The organism is Deefgea tanakiae (genome assembly GCF_019665765.1).
GTDB lineage: Bacteria > Pseudomonadota > Gammaproteobacteria > Burkholderiales > Chitinibacteraceae > Deefgea > Deefgea tanakiae.
Genome location: NZ_CP081150.1, coordinates 2,987,277 through 3,006,240 on the forward strand (window position 1 = coordinate 2,987,277; position 18,964 = coordinate 3,006,240).

The following is an 18,964-nucleotide window of genomic DNA, read 5'->3' on the forward strand; positions in this document are numbered from 1 at the left end:
CGTCATCACTTAAAGAGGAACGAAAAAAAGCCCTTGCTAACGCAGCAAGGGCTTTTTGCTTTCTGGTGGATTATTTCGGGAAGTAATTTTTGAGTGGCTGTTTTAGATTTAACAACCACAAATCAGTCGCTTCACCGCTTGGTGCCACAACAAGGCTATCGCCATCAGGTAATTGGCCGTCTTTAATCAGCACATCATCAACGTCTTTACCACTGGCCAAATCCGTTTTTAGACCAAAATCGTTGTCGTTCATAATGGCAATGCCATTTTCAAAGAGCGCCAAACCTTCAGCTTTTTCAGCTTTCCAGCCGAGTTCACGCAAATCAAGTACGCGTTGTTTGCGTATCATTTTGACATTCGCCAACGCCTCTTTGCTCGCAAATTCAGGCTCTTTACCATCGATAGCCACCAGATTATCCGCGCCAGCAATATCAATCACATACAGCACATTGCGTAGCTTTTTGTCTTTGCCTTTACCTTGTTCGATCAACGCAAAGCGGGTGTCATCAATCGCCACCAAATCACCGATTTTTGCATCGCCGGTTTTTTTGTACGCATCCACATCGAGAGGATAAGCGAGGGTACGCGTTGCACCCGTGGCGGGGTCTAACTCAACAAGACGAATAAATTGCGCCGACGATTTGGTTTCACCATCCACATTCAGCGTTGACTGCAACATCGCATACACTTTGCCATTCGGTGTCACTGCCACCGCTTCAAAACCACGATTAGGTTGGCGATGTTTCAGCACCTCTGGCAAACCCTTGCCTGGCGCCAATTGTTTGAGCACTTTGCCGCTGGCGGCATCAACGTGCATCAAGAATGGACCATATTCGTCTGCCACCCACAGTTTGCCGTTCTTATCGCTGACGATGCCTTCAGGATCGATCCCACGCGTGCTGGCCTTCAGTGTTTTTAAGCTATCGGTTAGCGCGACTTCACCCGTTGCACCCACAGTGCCTTTGGGTAGCGGAAGGCCGCTGGCTACTTCACCATCAATCAAAAATGGCTTGCTTGAAATCACATCGGCGGACTGCTTGCGGGTTACTTTGATTTCGGCAAATCGCGGGGCGTAATCCGGCGCTAAGAAAATCTTCGCCTCACGCTTTTTTTCACCTTCAAGCACTTTAGGCGCATCGCCATTCGGGCCACGATCACCCGTTGCCCAAAAATACAAAGTGCCGTCTTTATCCATTTTCTTCAGCGCCAAACCCGATCCCGGCGCAAAACCAAAGCCTTTTGGAAACGCACTGACAAATGCACCATTGTAGGGAATATTTTCTTTGCTCGGACTTTGCACGGCATAGCGTTCAATCGATGCAATCGCAGGATGCTCGCTGGTTTGCAATTCAAAAGCGGGAGCCGCATGCACAAAGCCAGCCAAAAGGGCCGCAATAGGAAGTAACTTAAACATAGGATTTCTCAACTTGATGTGGGCTTACGGTGCGCGCGATAGTAGGCTCGTTGGATGACAGAACGATGACAAAAATCCAACTCAGTCAAAAAACAATACGTATATCTCCATAAGTATTAAAATTATTGATCTTCAAGCTTATACCCATAGTATAAATTGCAATTTATCCGCAACAATTCAACATCATACTGATGTATTTTGCATATTCAGCAACAATTTCATTGTTACTTTATTACATGGTCATAGCCATCTAGCTCAGGTAATCTTCTGCCTTGCTCAAGGTTTTAAAATTTTGGAGTCATCTGAATGTTGTCACCGATTTCGCGTTTTTGGTCTCGCCTCGCTTGGCTGCGCTGGGTTTTGCTATTGGTCATTGCTGTTGGCGGCTATTTTTACTTTACCCGCGAAAAGGTCGACCCTGCGAGCCAAGTGATTACCAGCGTGGTTAAACGCGGTGATGTCGAGGTATCGGTGCTAGCAACGGGCAAGGTTGAAGCGGCCAAAACGGTGGATGTCGGTGCGCAGGCCTCGGGGCAAATTCAGCGTTTATTAGTCAAATTGGGTGATCGCGTTAAAAAAGGCGATTTGCTGGCCGAGATTGATCCAAGCGTGTCGCAAAATGATTTTGACGAAGCGCAGATGTCCATCGAAGGCTTGCAGGCGCAAAAGACCATCAAGCAGCTGATGCTCGATGACGCCGAACAAGAGCTAGCGCGGCAAAAAACCATGATGGAAGGCGACGCGACACCGCGTAAAGAACTCGAATCGGCCGCCAATGCCGTCAAGATGCGCCAAGCCGAGATTCGCCAATTAGCTGCACAATTGCGCCAAGCGGAAATCAAATTGGCAACCGCCAAAACCAATCTGGGCTTTACGCGGATTTTGGCGCCCATCGACGGTGTCGTCGCCTCCATCGCGGTGAAAGAAGGCCAGACGGTGAATGCAATTCAATCTGCGCCAACGATTTTGACTTTGGCCGATATGGATACGATGAAAATTCAGGCACAAGTGGCCGAGGCCGACGTGGTTCGCCTGAAAGCGGGTACGCCCTTATATTTCTCAGTGCTAGGCGCGCCTGAAACCAAGATTAAGGCCATCGTGGCCGCTGTCGAGCCTACGCCACAAACCATCAACAATGCCGTGTTTTATAACGCGCTGTTTTATGTACCCAACCCGCAAGGCTTGCTGCGCCTACAAATGACCGCGCAGGTGACTTTCATTTTGGCAGAAGCGCGCAATGTGCTGACGATTCCGGTAGGCGCAATTGGCAAAAAAGGCGCGAACGAGCAATTTGCAGTTCAAGTGCTCGATGCGCAAGGGCAGATTCAAGATCGCACGGTGAACATTGGCTTGCGCGGGAATATTGTCGCAGAAGTGAAATCGGGCTTAAAAGAAGGCGATAAAGTCGTGATCGGCAATGGCAGTGCTGACGATGTGGCTGCACCTGCGAAACGCAAATCAGGCAAGGTCTCGGTGCGCGCATGAGTACGCCGGTGATTGAGCTAACGGGAATCGGCCGCGTTTTTCCCGCTGGTGATCAGCAAATCCGTATTCTGGACGACATCAATATCGTCATCGAAGCGGGCGAAATGGTCGCGATCATTGGGCAATCAGGCTCGGGCAAATCAACCTTGATGAATATTCTGGGTGGGCTCGACAGCCCATCGGAAGGCTCGTATCGCTTTAATGGCCGTGAAGTGGGTGAACTCAATGCGGATGAGCTGGCGACTCTGCGGCGCGACCATTTTGGTTTTATTTTCCAACGCTATCACCTGCTCGGCGCGCTGAGTGCAACTGAAAATGTGGCGATGCCCGCGATTTATGCTGGTACGCCCTTGGCTGAACGGCAAAAACGTGCCGCGATGCTCTTGGATCGTTTGGGTCTGGGCGAGCGACTCAACTACCGACCCCGTCAACTTTCTGGCGGTCAGCAGCAACGGGTATCGATTGCCCGCGCTTTGATGAATGGTGGAGAAGTCATTCTGGCTGACGAGCCAACGGGGGCGCTTGATTCACGTAGCGGCGCGGATGTGCTGCAAATTTTGAAAGAGTTGCACGAACAAGGCCATACAGTGATTTTGGTGACGCACGATGCCAAAGTCGCTGCGCAAGCCGATCGGATTATCGAAATTCGCGACGGCAAAATTCTGTCTGACATCTGCAATGTCGCGCGGGACGAAGAAAAACTACCCGACAATCCACCCGCTCCAACGCCAAGCGATGCAACGCCACAAGCATTAATGGGGCGCTGGCGCGAAGCGTTTGCGATGGCATTTCGTGCGCTACTCGCCAATCGGATGCGTAGTTTGCTGACGATGTTGGGCATCATCATTGGGATTGCCTCGGTGGTGTCGATTGTGGCGCTCGGCGACGGGATGGAAGAATCAGTATTAAAAAATTTCTCTAGCCTCGGCGTGAACAATCTAGACATCATACCCGGTAGCGATGTCGCGGATGATAAGGCACAAAGTGTCACTTCGCTGCGCGAAAGCGACTTGGCTTTGATCGCGACGGAGCCTTATGTACAGGCCGTCACGCCCATCACGGCAAGGGGTATGCGCACGCGGCACAAGAGCGTCGACGTCGCAACGACGATACAGGGGGTAGCGCCGACATTTTTTGATTTACGCAATCAGGCGATGCAATTTGGCGTGGCATTTAACGAAGAAGATGTTCGCCGGCAAGCGCAAGTCGCTGTGATCGGTGAAGACACACGGAAAAAACTGTTTGGCGATGAAAGCGGTATCGGTGAAGTGATCCTGCTGGGCAATATGCCGGTACAAGTGATTGGCGTGGCTGAAAAAAAATCGGGCATGTTTGGCGGTGAATCGCTCGATGTCTGGGTGCCTTATAGTACCGCGGCTAGTCGCATGTTTGGACAGCAGCACTTCAGCAGTATTTCTGTGCAGATTAAACCCGACGTGCCACTAAAAGCCGCCGAAGAAGCATTGACCGCCCGCATGACGCAATGGCATGGCAAAAAAGATTTTTACACCCGCAATATGCAAGACATGATGGATTCGTTTCAAAGCACCGCCAATAGTATCAAGATGTTTTTGATGCTAATCGGGGTGATTTCACTCGTCGTCGGTGGGATTGGCGTGATGAATATCATGTTGGTGTCCGTCACCGAGCGCACGCATGAAATTGGTATTCGCATGGCGGTTGGCGCGCGGCAATCGGATATTCGGATTCAATTTTTAATCGAAGCGATTGTGGTATGTCTGCTCGGCGGTGCGATTGGTATTTCACTCTCGGCCTTGTTGGGCTTTGCCATCAACACCTTTATGAAAGACTTTCAGATGCTGTTCTCGCTAGGCTCGATTAGCACGGCGGTTGCTTGCTCAACGGTAGTGGGGGTCATATTTGGTTTCTTACCGGCGCGCCGTGCCTCACAGTTGGCGCCGATTGAAGCGCTGTCGCGGGAATAATGATGATGCAAACTGGCAATACGCAAATTTTAGTTCGACTTTCTCCGCTGCTGCTGGCTATGCTTACGGCGTGTGCTTCGCCCACTTGGCAAGCACCAACGCTCGCAACGCCTCAGCAATGGCAAACAGCGCCAACTCAAGCAAATCAATCTAGCTCGCTAGTAAGCAGTGACTCCGAGTTTTGGGCGGGCTTTGCCGATGAGCAGTTAGTCGCCTTGCAATCCATCGCTGCCACGCAAAATGCCGATCTAGCACTGGCTGCTATTCGCCTACGCAAAGCAGGCTATGCCGTTGATAAAAGCGGCTTGGATCGCCAGCCGAATGTGTCAGCCAGCTTGAATAAAGGTGCGTCGTGGGAGCTAGACCCTGTTCGCTATCGTGGAGAATCGACCAGCGCCAATATTGGCGTATCTTGGGAAATTGATTTGTGGGGCAAACAGGCCGATCAACAGCAAGCAGCGCGTTGGCGTGAGCAAGCCAGCGTCGCCGAGCAAGAAGCCATGCGCCAAAGTGTGATGGCCAGTGTCGCCACCGCGTATTGGACCATCGCCCGTGATCAGAATGCACTGGTTTTAGCGCAAGATGATTTACAGCGCGCCCGTTCCACTCAAACCATGGTCGAACGGCGCTACAAAGCAGGTGTTGTGTCTGGTCTGGATATAACACAAGCGCGCAGCAATACCTTGCAACAGGAAAACAACCTCAGCAAAGCTAAACTCGCCCTCAATAAAAGCCAATGGCAGTTAGGCGTTTTACTGAATCAAACGCCAGAATCCACTGCGGGAACTTCAGCGACATTGCCTGCGGTCTATCCAACTATTCCTGCGGGAATTCCCGCCGATGTGCTCAATCGCCGCCCCGATTTAGCCGCTGCCACCGCCAAATTGCAAGCGAGCTTTGCCGACCAGCAAGCCGCGCGAAAAAGCTGGTACCCGACTTTGTCACTCACCGGCGGCGTGGGCACCAGCAGCCAAGAACTAGCTAACTTCTTGCTCAATCCTGTTGCATCATTAGGTGCCGGCCTAACTTTACCGTTTATTCAGTTCAATGAAATGACCTTGTCGAACAAAACTAACGCCGCAGATTACGAAGCAACGGTAATTGAATATCGGCAAAAGTGGTTGATATCACTGCAAGAAGTGGAAGCTGGGCTGGCGAATTTAGCTCAGCTGAATGCCGATCTGCCAAGAATGCAGGCGCTGGCCGATGAAACGCTCAAGGCAGAAAAGCAAACCCAAATCCGCTATGAAGCCGGTGCGATGGCCTTTGATGCCGTACTCAATGCGCGCGCTCGCCGCCAAGCAGCAGAATATGCTTTATTACAGCACCAATTCCAGCTCGCCTTAGCGACGGTTGAGATTTACAAAGCGCTGGGTGGCGCACCAATGGTGCCGCCAACTACTTCGTAACAATAAGCGCTCATCAACAAGCCAGTATAAAAAACCGCCAACGTTGCGATACGATTGGCGGCCTTGGGTATTGCTATATACACCTTTTTAGCAAATGCTTTCAAACAGATACCTAATTGATATTAATTTTCCGTGCTTGGCGCGACCGCAATCCGCTTCATCCGAATCCCAGCATAAGCAATCGCAATCGTCAGTGCTGGGCTAATAAAACAGAAGAATGCGAAGGGCGCATAACTCCAAGTGGCGACACCCAAGGTCGCCGCCATATACGCACCGCAGCTATTCCACGGAATCAGCGCCGAGGTCGGCGTGGCCGTGTCACCCACTGCACGCGACAACACCACCGGCGCCAAACCACGTTGCGCAAATGCATTTTTAAACATGCGGCCGGGCAACACGATGGCGATATATTGGTCGGCGGTAATCACATTGGTAGCAAAAATCGATGTCGACAAAGAGCCAACCAAAGCACCATCGGATTTCGCTTTATTAATAATCGGCGTAATCAGCCGATCAAGCACACCGACTTTCTCTACCACGCCACCAAACGCCAAGGCGCTGACAATCAGCCAAATCGTATTGAGCATGCTGTCCATGCCGCCACGGGTTGCCAGTAAATCCATCGGTGCAAAGCCCGTTGTGGATGTATAACCGCTGGCTAAAGCAAGCCAAACGCCCTTGAACATCGCCACTGGCGCTGGTAAATCGCCCGCATTGGCAAAGGCAATTACTCGCTCTGGCGCAACAATTACAGCCAACACGCCACCCGCAATCGCCCCCATAAAAATCGCCGTCACAGCAGGAACGCGAAATAGCGCTAGCACAATCACCACCACCAGCGGGATAAACAGCAGCGGTGTAATTTCGAAAGCATTACTGATCGCCGCCATCTTCTCAGACGCATCAAAGTCGCCCGGCTCTCCCAACATAAAAAAGAGCCCAAGCACCAGAGACAAAGCAACAATTGATGTCAGCAGCGTTTCGCGAATATGGTCGTATAGCTCGACCCCTGCGGCAGCGGCAGACAAGTTGGCCGAATCAGAAAGTGGCGACGATTTATCGCCAAAATAAGCACCAGAAATCACAGCACCCGCTGCGATGGCTGGGTTGAGATCCATGCTGATTGCAATCCCCATAAAGCCAACGCCAATCGTGCCGACCACTGTCCATGAGCTGCCGATGCTTAATGAAACCAGCGCGGTGATTGCACAGGCGGTGACGAAAAAGTAATTCGGGCTCAGTAACTGAAGCCCGTAATACACCATCGCCACCAAAGTGCCACTGAGCGCCCAAGTGCCAATCAATGCGCCGACTGCAAATAAGATAAAAACGGCGCCGATCCCCGTAGACACGCTATCGGTCGCCGCCTTCGCCAGCGCATCACCCGAATGGCCACGCCGCCAGCCGATGAAAACTGCAATCATTGTTGCGACAACCAAAGCCACTTGATTCGGCCCCAATGCGCCAGCATCGCCAAACAAAAAATAAGATAAACCGACTAATAAAATGAGTGCGGCGACGGGAATAATGGCTTCAATGAGGCTGAGCGGCTGAACTGTATCTGGGCGTTGCATGACGGGGCTCGCTTTGGTCTTGAATTATTATTTTGAGAATTACCTAGCCATCGTCAATTTCATCACCTGACGGCTAAAACTCAGATTTAAGTCAATTGTAGCGTAGTCCAATGTAAATCAGATTTGTATTACTGAATACTGTCGCAAGTTTACGGCAGCGGCTTAGACTTAGCGGGTCGTTATCAAATAAAAAGCCGTATTACGTCAGAGAACGTATTACGGCTTGATTTGATGTATATGACTACAGCTAATAAATATAAAGTTATAGGCTGACATACCTATTAGTTAGTTACACTTGCCTAAACCATAAATCTTAGCATTCGACTGAAGCTGACTTTATTGATAAGGGTGCGGAGTATTGGTTTTGATCTTACCCATGCCTTTAATCGTCGAATTGACTTTCGGCTCGTTGGCAAACGTAACTGTACCTACGCCATACAACTGCACGGTTGCAGCATCAGCGTCTTCCACATACACATTACCTGTGCCACGACTGTCGATTTGAACATCACCCACATTCGGCAGGTACACCTCGCCGACACCATAATTGGAAACAGTGGCCGATTGTACTTTGCTCGTCAATATTTCGACCCGGCCTGCGCCACGATTAGAAACACTGATTTGCTTCAAATTGGGTGACTGGATTCTAGTGACGCCTGTACCGTGATTCTCTACCTCGCTCAAAACGCTTTGCTCAGCCACAAGGGCGCTATTAAAAACAATTGCAGGCATATTGGGGCTGATATTTTGCCCAGTGCGCAGCTCAATAATGCCTTGCGCCAATAAATCCTGATCCAACTCGGCAAGCAGCGCCTCATCTAACTCAACGCTTGCTTTAGGCGCAGAAAATTGCCGTACATTCACAGGGCTATGATTAATTAATTTCGCCCCTTGGTTGCTGAGCAAAACCTGCACCACCTTGCCGCTCGGTTGAATCGCACCTTTGCTTTGCAGCGCAAATTCAAATGCAGCAGAGCCATTGTTAATCACAAAATGCGGATTAGGTTTTGAGTGCCAAACAGTCACTGCGCCCAAGGCCAATACCGCCAGCACGCAAGCTGGAAATAGCCATTGCTTGAGCCGCTTCATATTATTCATGTTGTTTTCCCCTCAAGGATTAAGCAGTTTGACCAGCTTTGCGACGCAAGATTAGCGCAGCAAGGCAAAGTCCACTGATCAACAGCGTGATGACAAAAGGCACGTTGATGGCAAAACGCAGCAGATTTCCAATTTGCATCAATAAAGTGCTGTCCGTCGCCAAAAAGCGCTCTAATTCAACTTGATTCATCACACCAAACAGACCCGAGAAATAGATATCCACGAAACGACTCGCTGGCGCGTAATGGCTCAAACTACCGAGCAAGGACTGCACCATAAAAGCGCCAATCAAAACAATCACAATCCCCCAACGGCGAATCGTGCTATTGCCCAAGGCCAGCAGCAGCACCAGCGGCAAAAACCAAAGCAAGACCAACAAAGCCTGCAGACTAAAACCGAGCAAAGCCAGCAAGACATTCACGCCCATGGAAGCCGTCAAACCAGAAACCCACAGTGGCGCAGAGAGCAAGACATTCAGCCCAAGCGCAGACACAATCGCCAAAAGCGGTAGCAACAACGCATTCATCAACACCGGCACAATCACCGCGCTCGCTTCATTGATGGGCAAAGAGCGCCAAAAAGATAATGATTTATCATCTTTATCGCGGTAAGGCAGGCCGGGTATCGTCAGCAAAACGCCAACCAGCGCGATATACAGCACCATACTCGACTGTGCGGAAATGCCAAAGCTGGCCACCTTGGCCGCATCGGAAATGGTCACGCTATTAAACTGCGGCATCCCTTGATAAAACAAAACCAAATACAACAGCGCCCACGCAATCACAGGCGTCCATAAACCGAGTAATAACCAAGAACGGCGGTGCTGCATCCACTCGCGCAGCATCAGCGTTTTAATTTGTTGCATGTTCTTTCTCCATGCTGGGTTGGGCAAGAGCCACAAATAGATCGGCTAGTTCGACGCGGAAGATTTGACCTAATTCAGCCAAATTGGCCGGTGCATTGCCAGCAAAAATGGCGCATTCGCCGCCCATTTGGCGGAAGCGATGCAGCGGCGCGGCGGCTTCGATTTGGGCTGCGGCGTCTAAGCCATAGCGCACGCCAATAAAGCGCTCTTCCAAATTAGAAATGCTGTCGTGCAGCACCAGCTCGCCATGGTTAATCATCATCACATCCGACAAGAGATTTTCGATTTCATCGACCTGATGCGTTGCAATCAGCACGGTGCGCTCATCGGTGCACCAATCGTTGACCAACATATCGTAAAACGCTTTGCGCGCTGGAATATCCAGCCCCAGTGTCGGCTCGTCTAAAATCATCAATTTGGCGTCAATTGCGCTGATAATCGCCAAATGGAGCTGAACAATCATGCCGCGTGAGAGTTGTTTCACTTTGGCATCCAGCGGAATAATCGTGCGGGCGAGCTTTTGCTGCGCCAGTTCGAGTTTGAATTTCGGATGTAGGCCGACCATCAACTCCAGTAAATCGGCCACGACAATCCACGGCGGCAGAATTGCTACGTCAGGAATGTAGCAAACGTGTTCGAGCATCGCTTCGCGCTGGGTTTTGGGGTCAAAACCCAATATATCGATCTTCCCCTGAAATGGAATTAGCCCCATCATCGCCTGCATCAGCGACGTTTTGCCTGCGCCATTGCTACCGAGCAAGCCAATAATGCGCCCCGCTGGCAATTCAAAAGCGACTTGCTTGACGGCTGATTTCGCGCCGTATTGCACCGTCAGTTCACTCACTTTCACTAAATGATTCATGCAGATTCCTTGGGCCAAGTTAAATCGGCGGCGCTAATACCCAGCCGCTCTAGTTTGGCCACCAGTTGTGGCCACTCGGTTTGTAAAAAACGTTCTCGCTCTGAAGCCCGCAGCCGCTCGCTCGCTTGCGGCAAAACAAACATGCCCAAGCCGCGACGACTTTCGAGCAGCCCTGCGTCAACCATTGCCTGCAAGGCGCGGTTAACCGTCAGCGGATTGAGTGCAAATTCTGCCGCCAGAACGCGCACCGACGGCATCGCCGCGCCTTCGGGAGGCTGGCCATCAAGTAAGTTTTGGCTCAAGCGATCCGCGAGTTGCAGATAGATGGGCGATTGATTATTCCAGTCAGCCATGGCCTGTGCTTGTGTGTTGGTTATGTAGCACACTATATATTTAACTTTCAGCCAACGCAAGCGACACGTCTATCTACTTCTGCATCCCTCTTTGCTGAAATACACGTCAAATCGTGAGTTCACGCCGCTTTCACAGCTGATTGCCTCGATAAAAATGCCAATGCGATGGAAATATTTACATTTCGAATGCGCCCGATAGGTCTTGCCGTTCTAAATACTAAAGCGCAGAATGCGCTTTGTTTAGTCAAACTTCAAAATAACTAAACAAAATTCAACCAAGGATAGCAACCATGGCAATGCTGGCTTTTTACGACGCAAACTTTCCTTTTTCGGGTGTTCGCCCGAGTCACGTACCACAGCAAGCCGTGTGCGCCGATGCGCTAAGCGAAGCTTTAAACCGCTGTGCGATGCCTGCCGTCTTTGTACATTTGCATGGCCGTTATTTCCCACAGGCGGCATGGCCAGCTTTGCTCGATTTCCTCGCGCGTGGCGGCAATATGTTGACTTTAGGGCAAGGCGTTTTTAGCGAACCCATGGATGCCAATGGCCAGCACAAGCCGCAAGCCGCGCTGTTTCGGCAACTCGATGTTCATGAAATCCAAGGAGTGAATGCATCGCATAGCACGCATCTCGCTGCGGGAAAAAACTTCCCTTGGTTGAGTGACAGCCTCACGCAGCTTGATTTGAATCTGACCACCAGCACCGATAGCTTCGTGCTGATGCCAACCAAAACCAAAGACCAGCCGCTCGACTCGGGATCGGCGGGGCCAATGGATGCGCGGATTTATCCTTTGCTGATGTGTATGGACGCGCAGCAAAACCACATCGCCAGCCCGATTGTGTTGATTGAGCGCTTGCGCGGTACGATGGGGGGATCGCGGCAAATCTTTGCCAATATCACGCCGGATGAAACGTTCTGGCAGCAAGGCGGTATGGCCTTGCTCGAACAACTCGCCGAACACGCTAGCCACGGAGTGACCGAATGCTGGCTCAAACCCGATTTTGCTTGCTATGAACCGGGAGAGCACGCAACGCTGACTTTGCAAGCGGAAGCACTCGGCTCGGCCGTGGGCCAAAATTGGACCGCGAATATCACGACGATGTATCGCGATGCAGTCATTGATCAACAAGAGCTACAGCTCAATACCCAGCAATCTGGAATTCAGAGCGTACGCTTTATCTTGCCGAAAACGATTGAAGCAGGGCTCTACACACTACACGCCGAATTCAAAAGTGAACTCGGAGATGTGATTCATTTGCAGCAAGGCTTTTGGGGACGCGATGCCGAGCTACTCGCGCGCGGTACGCGGATGAGCGCCGGGCGAGATTATTTTATTCGAGATGGCAAAACGACGCCGATTGTCGGCATGACGTATATGGCGGGCGATGTGCATCGCAAATTCCTGCACCTGCCGAATGTCGCAGTCTGGCAGCAAGAGATGGCGACGCTGGCCAGCATGGGTGTGAATTATCTGCGCACTGGAATTTGGACGGCGTGGCGGCAGTTGATGTTTGTCGATGGTCACGCCAATGAAGCACTGCTGCGCGCGATTGATGCGTTTATTTTGACCGCCGCCAGCCATGATTTGGAATGCTGCTTTACCTTTTTTGCCTTTACGCCGGAAAGCTGGGAAGGCCGTAATCCTTACCTCGACCCGCGCAGCCGCAGCGCGCAAAAGCGCTTTATCCGCAGCATCGTCAGCCGCCACACGCACACTACGCGCGTGCATTGGGATCTCATCAACGAGCCATCGATGTTTGATCCGCAGCGGATTTTTGTCGGCCCGCGCAGTTTGGGCGATGAATTTGAAACGCGCGCCTTTATTCAGCACTTGCAAGCAATCAACCCCGATATTGGTCATTGGCAACGGGCATGGGATTTAAGTCCAGCGCAGCTCGCAGACTGGTCGGCGGTTCGGCCACCGCAACCCGAACAGATTGGCTTTAACACCACCGAAATCGCCGAAAAGCAGCATGGCATCTGGCTGGATTATGCGTTGTTCACGCAAGCCATTCACCGCGAATGGGCGGCTGATTTAGCGGCCAGCATTCGAGAACTCATTCCAGAGGTCATGGTCTGCGTTGGTCAGGATGAAGCCCTCGGCCAGCAGCGCCCATCGCCGTTTTTCTTTGCCGATGTCGTCGATTACACCAGCGTACACAGTTGGTGGCTGAACGACGCGCTAGGCTGGGACAGCTTGTTTAGCAAAACGCCCAACACGCCGAACTTAATCCAAGAAACCGGCATCATGCACGTCGCGCGCGCCAATGGCCGTTCGCGCCGTAATGAGGCCGAGCTGATGCAATTGTTGGAACGCAAATATGCGTATGCCTACACCTATGGCAATGCGGGCGCGGTGCAGTGGATTTGGAATTGCAACTACCACATGGACAATATCAACGAGTCGCACATCGGCGCTTGCCGTGCTGATGGCTCGCAAAAACCCGAAGTGTCCATTACTGCGGCGTTTGGTCAATTCATCAGCAAGGTTGGGGTATTGCTCAATCAGCGTCAATTAGCAGAGATTGCAGTCGTATACCCGTTTAGCAATGATTACAGCAATCGCCGCTCAACACTGGATGCAACGCAAGCTTTGGTGCGCAATCTGGCGTTTGAGTTTGGCGCTAACCTGCGCGCTGTGGGCGACCATGATTTAAGTAGCCTATTTGCTGCGCCACCCAAATTACTTCTGCTGCCTTGCCCGCAAAACATAGATGCTGCGTGCTGGCAGCAAATCGAGCAGCTGTTGGCTCTGCACTCCATTACCGTTTTGCTCACGGGGCCTGCGACGCTTGATCGCTATTTCAATACCTGCCAACGCGTGCCGTTTAGTCAGGCCGATATCCGCAATTTAAGCCGCGAAGAAACACTACAAATCGGTGAGCAAGCCTATCGCGCCAGCTTCATCGGCGAAGCCATCGCGCGACTCGACAGCGGTTGCGATGCTGCAGGTAATGCTGAGCGGATTGAGCATTTCTCACTCGGTAAAGGGCAAATCATTTGGTGTCCGCTGCCGTTGGAACTCAATGCCAATCCCGATACTTTGAGCGCGCTATATCAATATGCACTCAACGCCGCCGACATTCAGCCCGCATGGCAATGGCAGGGCAAATCACCAGCGGGCGTCTTTATGCAACAGCAGCAATTTGCCGCGCATACACTGTGGATTGCCGTGAACGAAAGTAGTCGCGAGCACGCGCTGCACTGGCAGGCTGGCGTACACACCTACCGCACCATACTCTCTGCCGGCCGCGCACTGATGTGGCTGACCGATCAGCAAGGCAACATTGTCGATAGCCTTTGGCAACACCCAGTGGAGAAATTATGAACTCGCCCACCCAACGACCAACCATTCCGCGTTTTTCATCCGCAGCGGTCGAAGCCAAAATTGCTGCAGTTAGCCAGCAAATCAGCGATGATCAATTGCGCGAGTTATTTATCAATTGCTACCCAAACACGCTCGATACGACGGTGTTTCACCAAGAATGTATCAACGGCAAGCCCGATACCTTCGTGATTACTGGCGATATTCATGCACTGTGGTTGCGCGATAGTTGCGCGCAAGTTTGGCCTTACTTGCCACTCGCGCAGCAAGACCCTAAGTTGGCGCGGATGATTGCGGGGCTGATTCACCGCCAAACGCAGTGCATTTTGCTCGATCCTTATGCCAATGCGTTTAACGATGGCCCTGCGCACAGCGAATGGCAAAATGATCACACCACCATGCGCCCCGAAATTCATGAGCGTAAGTGGGAGCTCGATTCGCTGTGTTACGCCATCCGCCTCGCACATGGCTTTTGGCAAACGACGCAAGATGCCAGCGTGTTCGACGCCGATTGGCTCGCCGCGATGGAGTTGACCGTCGCAACGATGATAGAACAACAGCGCAAAACCGATGCAGGCCCTTATCGCTTTACACGCCAAACGCATTGGCAGTCGGACACCTTGCCGTGCAATGGTATGGGCAATCCGCTCAAACCCGTTGGGCTGATCGCATCGATGTTTCGCCCGTCGGACGACGCGTGCATTTTGCCGTTTTTGGTGCCGAGCAATCATTTTGCCGTCGTTAGCCTGCGCCAATTAGCCAGCTTGCTGGATGTGCATTATCCACAAGTGCCTTTGGCAAAAACTTGCCGCGCCCTCGCCGACGAAGTGGAAGCCGCATTGCTCGCCTACGCCCGCGTGCAGCATCCCAAATACGGCACGATCTGGGCGTATGAAGTCGATGGTTTTGGCAATGCGCTGATGATGGATGACGCCAATGTGCCAAGCCTATTATCGCTACCGTATCTGGGTGTATGCAGCGAAAATGATGCGCTTTACCTCAATACCCGCCGTTTTATTCTGTCCCAAGATAATCCTTGGTATTTCACAAGTAGCGATGGGCAACTCAGTGGCGTTGGTAGCCCGCATACGCTCGCGCCGCGAATTTGGCCGATGAGCCTGATTATGCAGGCACTGACGAGCAACGATGCAGATGAAGTTGCGCGCTGCCTGACGATGCTCAAACGCAGTGACGGCGGCTCTTCGCTGATGCATGAATCCTTCTTGCCCGACGATCCAAGCGACTTCACCCGCAGCTGGTTTGCTTGGGCGAATACTCTGTTTGGCGAGTTGATTTTGCGCGTGGCGCGTGACTTCCCTGCGCTACTGCAAACCAACCAGCTGCGAGTACAGCGATGAGCATTAGCCTCAGAGCACTCGCCCAAGCCGCTGGCGTATCAATTGGTACTGCGTCACGAGCGCTCAAGCATCAAGCCGGCGTTTCCGAGCAGCAACGCCAGCATGTGCAACAACTTGCGGCGGAACTCGGTTATGACATTTCGCGTTTACAGCGCGAGCCGATTCGCCGCATTTTGTTTTTACTGCATGCGCAGCACACCACGGCCAACGCGACGCCTTTCTATGCTGAAGTCGAGCGCGGCGCGCGGCTTGAATGCTTAGATAAGGGTATTGAGCTGCAGCCATTCAGTGTCAATGCCAATAGCTCAATACGTCGTCAATTGCTCCAACAAGAAGCCGATGCGATTTTATGCGTGGGTTTTATCGAACCAGAAACGCTGGCTGTCGTGCAAGCTTTGGGCAAACCAACAACCTTGATCGACGCCAGCGCGCCACAACTCGCCAGCGTCAACCCCGACAACCAAGCCGGAACGCGCTTGATGACGGCACAATTGATCGCACAAGGTCGGCAGCGAATTGCGTTTTTGTCCGGCTCGCTCGCGCATCATTCGATTCGTTTACGTGAACGTGGCTATCGCGAAGCCTTGTTTCAAGCGGGTCGCCTCGCCGATCCGGCTTTAGAAGCGCTCATTCCGCCGGGCTTGGATTTAGCCAGCGGAACACGTTTAGCGTTGAATGAATTGCTGAATTTGGCTGTGCCGCCCGACGCAATTATTGCGTTTAACGATGCCTGTGCGCTCATCGTGCAAGACGCGTGTCGCGAGCGCGGCATGACGCTGCCAGACGATATGCTGATTTGTGGCTTTGACGATATTGCCGCCGCCGAGGCTGCGCACCTGAGCACCGTTGCCGTCGATAAAGCCGCGCTGGGCGCTGCTGGCGTCGCGCAACTACTTGCCGCCGCTGAGCACCAAGAGATTACCGACACTTTGCACCCCGTACGACTGATTTTGCGCGCCAGTACGGGCGTCTAAACGAGGAGTTACCCATGGTATTGCCCAACTTCCAAGACCGTCACACCCTCATCGCGCACATTGCGCATACGATGAATTTTTACCATCCACGCGCGATTGATCCTAGCGGCGGTTTTTATCATTTTTTCCGTGATGACGGTACGATTTACGACGCCCACACGCGGCACTTAGTGAGCAGTACGCGCTTTGTTTTTAACTATGCGATGGCGTATCGGCAGTTTGGTCATGCCGAATATCTCAGCGCAGCGCGGCGCGGTTTAGCCTTTTTGCACGAAGTACATCGCGATCCCATCAGCGGCGGCTATGCGTGGCAATTCCAATGGCAGCAAGGTAAAAAAAAACTGGATGACGACACCAACCATTGTTACGGCCTCGCTTTTGTCTTGCTCGCTTACGCACACGGCGTGATGGCGGGTATTGATGAAGCTCGCGAATGGTTAGAAGAAACATGGCAATTGATGGAGCTCCGTTTCTGGAATAGCGAGTACGGCCTGTATGCGGACGAAGCCAGTGCGGATTGGACACTCAAACCCTATCGCGGTCAAAACGCCAATATGCACGCTTGCGAAGCGATGTTGGCGGCGTTTGAAGCGACGGGTGATGTGAAATTTCTGGATCGTGCCGAATTGCTGGCTAGCAATATCACGCAAAGACAAGCGGCGCTCGCCAACGGCTTGATCTGGGAGCATTACCACGCCGATTGGTCGGTGGATTGGGATTACAACCGACACGACAAAAGCAATATTTTCCGCCCATGGGGTTATCAGCCGGGCCATCTGACCGAATGGGCTAAATTGCTATTGATTTTAGAGCGACACCGCCCGCTGGCATGGCTCAAACCACGCGCTGAGCAGCTATTTAATACCGCGATGGAACGCGCTTGGGATGCAGAGCACGGCGGGCTGTATTACGGCTTTGGGCCAGAGAACGAGATTTGCGATAGCGATAAATACTTTTGGGTACAAGCCGAAAGCATCGCCACCGCCGCGCTCTTGGCTGAGCGCACCGGCAATGAGCGCTATTGGCATGATTACCAGCGCTTGTGGGCATACGCGTGGCAGCACTTTGTCGATCACCAGCACGGCGCTTGGTGGCGAATTTTGCGCGCAGACAATCAAAAATACAGCGATGAAAAAAGCCCTGCTGGCAAAGTCGACTACCACACGATGGGCGCGTGCTATGAAGTGCTCAATATTTTGAAATAGCAATTCACAGAGGCAATACGATGAGCTTTCCTCAATTTATTTCCGCCGGTGAAGCGCTCACTGACATGATTCGCGGTGCAGACGGCCACTGGCAAGAAAAAGTCGGCGGCGCGACGTGGAATGTCTCCCGCGTGATGGCCAAACTGGGCGTGCGCAGCGCCTTTGCTGGTGCGGTCAGCCAAGATTGCTTTGGCGATGCGCTGATTGCTGCTAGCTGTGAAGCAGGCTTAGATTTGCGCTTTATGCAGCAGTTACCGTTCTCGCCGCTCTTGGCCATCGTGCATCAAACGCAGCCACCCGCGTATTTTTTTGTCGGCGACAATAGTGCAGATCTGCATTTTGACGCTGCGCTCTTGCCGAATGGCTGGTTGAGTTCTGAAATTTGGCTGCATTTTGGTGGCATTAGTTTGGCGCGCCCGCAACTGGCCAAAAAACTATTACAGATGGCACACGAGGCAAAAGCAGTCGGCGCGAAAATAAGCTTTGATCCTAATTTTAGAGTGCTAATGGATGAGGCCTACGACCCCGTCTTGCGAGAAATGGCGCAATTAGCCGATGTGATTAAAATATCGGATGAAGATTTGCGCGGGCTGTTTCGTACCAATGACGAAGCCAGCGCGCTGGCGACACTGCGCAGCTGGCAACCGAACGCCACCATTTTGTATACCCGAGGCGCAGCAGGGGCGAGTCTTTATCAAGGAAATGGTGAGTGGCAGCAAACACCGCCAAGATTAAACATTGTTGATACAGTCGGCGCAGGAGATGCCAGTATGGGCGGGCTGATTTGGAGTTTGCTGGAATACCCCAATGCCAGTGGCGATACCCATTTACGCCATGCTGTCGCCGCAGGTAGTTTGGCGTGCACCCAAGCCGGTGCTAATCCACCGGATGTGAATACCTTGATGCAATTAGCAAGCCAAATATAAGTTAAAAATTAAATGTAATTAAATAATTAGCTGTCGCCAATTTAATTGGTGATGGCTAATTGCGCACATAAAAACAAAAAATGCAGTGTGAAAATTACACAAAAAAACGCTTAACAAACAAAAACAATAGGCGCATGATTTTATCAGAACAAAAAATTAATCATTCATT

General features: G+C 51.9%; 14 protein-coding genes. 8 read left to right on the forward strand and 6 right to left on the reverse strand.

Going from position 1 to position 18,964, the window contains the following annotated elements:
* Positions 1-70 precede the first annotated feature (70 nt).
* On the reverse strand, positions 71-1,414 hold the full coding sequence (locus K4H28_RS13950; protein ID WP_221005756.1) for an esterase-like activity of phytase family protein: 1,344 nt from the start codon (positions 1,412-1,414) through the stop codon (positions 71-73).
* A gap of 306 nt (positions 1,415-1,720) precedes the next feature.
* On the opposite strand from K4H28_RS13950, the gene macA reads away from it, so the two are divergent.
* From macA to K4H28_RS13965, 3 genes are read left to right on the forward strand one after another with little or no spacing between them, the layout of a single operon-like run.
* Complete coding sequence (gene macA / locus K4H28_RS13955) at positions 1,721-2,899, forward strand: macrolide transporter subunit MacA (protein ID WP_221005757.1); 1,179 nt, start codon at positions 1,721-1,723, stop codon at positions 2,897-2,899.
* Entirely contained in the window at positions 2,896-4,845 is a 1,950-nt protein-coding gene (locus tag K4H28_RS13960) for a MacB family efflux pump subunit (protein ID WP_221005758.1), read from the forward strand. Before macA ends, K4H28_RS13960 begins: the two co-directional genes overlap by 4 nt.
* Complete coding sequence (locus K4H28_RS13965) at positions 4,845-6,254, forward strand: TolC family protein (RefSeq protein ID WP_221005759.1); 1,410 nt, start codon at positions 4,845-4,847, stop codon at positions 6,252-6,254. The genes K4H28_RS13960 and K4H28_RS13965 overlap by 1 nt, the downstream gene beginning before the upstream one ends.
* Before the next feature lie 122 nt (positions 6,255-6,376).
* Here the strand turns inward: K4H28_RS13965 and nhaC are convergent, their stop codons facing one another.
* The 5 genes from nhaC to K4H28_RS13990 form a co-directional block, all read right to left on the reverse strand.
* On the reverse strand, positions 6,377-7,828 hold the full coding sequence (gene nhaC, locus K4H28_RS13970; RefSeq protein WP_221005760.1) for a Na+/H+ antiporter NhaC: 1,452 nt from the start codon (positions 7,826-7,828) through the stop codon (positions 6,377-6,379).
* Between the two features lie 336 nt (positions 7,829-8,164).
* A complete protein-coding gene (locus K4H28_RS13975; protein WP_221005761.1) occupies positions 8,165-8,926 on the reverse strand; it encodes a GIN domain-containing protein in 762 nt (253 codons plus the stop codon).
* Positions 8,927-8,945: 19 nt separating this feature from the next.
* Positions 8,946-9,791, reverse strand: coding sequence for a hypothetical protein (locus tag K4H28_RS13980; RefSeq protein WP_221005762.1), 846 nt, complete (start codon positions 9,789-9,791; stop codon positions 8,946-8,948).
* A complete protein-coding gene (locus K4H28_RS13985; RefSeq protein WP_221005763.1) occupies positions 9,778-10,653 on the reverse strand; it encodes an ABC transporter ATP-binding protein in 876 nt (291 codons plus the stop codon). The genes K4H28_RS13980 and K4H28_RS13985 overlap by 14 nt, the downstream gene beginning before the upstream one ends.
* Positions 10,650-11,006, reverse strand: a complete 357-nt coding sequence (locus tag K4H28_RS13990; protein ID WP_221005764.1) for a GntR family transcriptional regulator — start codon at positions 11,004-11,006, stop codon at positions 10,650-10,652. The genes K4H28_RS13985 and K4H28_RS13990 overlap by 4 nt, the downstream gene beginning before the upstream one ends.
* A 290-nt stretch (positions 11,007-11,296) precedes the next feature.
* Between K4H28_RS13990 and K4H28_RS13995 the strand changes: the two genes are divergently transcribed.
* Genes K4H28_RS13995 through K4H28_RS14015 form a run of 5 tightly spaced genes read left to right on the forward strand, consistent with a single transcriptional unit; the run spans position 11,297 to position 18,795 of the window.
* Positions 11,297-14,335 (forward strand): glycoside hydrolase 5 family protein, encoded by a 3,039-nt coding sequence (locus K4H28_RS13995; RefSeq protein WP_221005765.1) that lies wholly within the window; start codon positions 11,297-11,299, stop codon positions 14,333-14,335.
* Complete coding sequence (locus K4H28_RS14000) at positions 14,332-15,690, forward strand: glycoside hydrolase family 125 protein (protein WP_221005766.1); 1,359 nt, start codon at positions 14,332-14,334, stop codon at positions 15,688-15,690. Before K4H28_RS13995 ends, K4H28_RS14000 begins: the two co-directional genes overlap by 4 nt.
* A complete protein-coding gene (locus K4H28_RS14005) occupies positions 15,687-16,664 on the forward strand; it encodes a LacI family DNA-binding transcriptional regulator (protein ID WP_221005767.1) in 978 nt (325 codons plus the stop codon). The genes K4H28_RS14000 and K4H28_RS14005 overlap by 4 nt, the downstream gene beginning before the upstream one ends.
* A 14-nt stretch (positions 16,665-16,678) precedes the next feature.
* The gene (locus tag K4H28_RS14010; RefSeq protein WP_221005768.1) at positions 16,679-17,869 is read left to right on the forward strand and encodes an AGE family epimerase/isomerase; all 1,191 of its coding nucleotides are present in this window, start codon (positions 16,679-16,681) and stop codon (positions 17,867-17,869) included.
* Between the two features lie 20 nt (positions 17,870-17,889).
* On the forward strand, positions 17,890-18,795 hold the full coding sequence (locus K4H28_RS14015) for a carbohydrate kinase family protein (RefSeq protein WP_221005769.1): 906 nt from the start codon (positions 17,890-17,892) through the stop codon (positions 18,793-18,795).
* Positions 18,796-18,964 lie beyond the last annotated feature (169 nt).

Coding starts and splice junctions, on each gene's coding strand:
- K4H28_RS13950 (WP_221005756.1), bottom strand. CDS start 1,414: ATGTTTAAGTTACTTCCTATTGCGGCCCTTTTGGCTGGCTTTGTGCAT.
- macA (WP_221005757.1), top strand. CDS start 1,721: ATGTTGTCACCGATTTCGCGTTTTTGGTCTCGCCTCGCTTGGCTGCGC.
- K4H28_RS13960 (WP_221005758.1), top strand. CDS start 2,896: ATGAGTACGCCGGTGATTGAGCTAACGGGAATCGGCCGCGTTTTTCCC.
- K4H28_RS13965 (WP_221005759.1), top strand. CDS start 4,845: ATGATGATGCAAACTGGCAATACGCAAATTTTAGTTCGACTTTCTCCG.
- nhaC (WP_221005760.1), bottom strand. CDS start 7,828: ATGCAACGCCCAGATACAGTTCAGCCGCTCAGCCTCATTGAAGCCATT.
- K4H28_RS13975 (WP_221005761.1), bottom strand. CDS start 8,926: ATGAATAATATGAAGCGGCTCAAGCAATGGCTATTTCCAGCTTGCGTG.
- K4H28_RS13980 (WP_221005762.1), bottom strand. CDS start 9,791: ATGCAACAAATTAAAACGCTGATGCTGCGCGAGTGGATGCAGCACCGC.
- K4H28_RS13985 (WP_221005763.1), bottom strand. CDS start 10,653: ATGAATCATTTAGTGAAAGTGAGTGAACTGACGGTGCAATACGGCGCG.
- K4H28_RS13990 (WP_221005764.1), bottom strand. CDS start 11,006: ATGGCTGACTGGAATAATCAATCGCCCATCTATCTGCAACTCGCGGAT.
- K4H28_RS13995 (WP_221005765.1), top strand. CDS start 11,297: ATGGCAATGCTGGCTTTTTACGACGCAAACTTTCCTTTTTCGGGTGTT.
- K4H28_RS14000 (WP_221005766.1), top strand. CDS start 14,332: ATGAACTCGCCCACCCAACGACCAACCATTCCGCGTTTTTCATCCGCA.
- K4H28_RS14005 (WP_221005767.1), top strand. CDS start 15,687: ATGAGCATTAGCCTCAGAGCACTCGCCCAAGCCGCTGGCGTATCAATT.
- K4H28_RS14010 (WP_221005768.1), top strand. CDS start 16,679: ATGGTATTGCCCAACTTCCAAGACCGTCACACCCTCATCGCGCACATT.
- K4H28_RS14015 (WP_221005769.1), top strand. CDS start 17,890: ATGAGCTTTCCTCAATTTATTTCCGCCGGTGAAGCGCTCACTGACATG.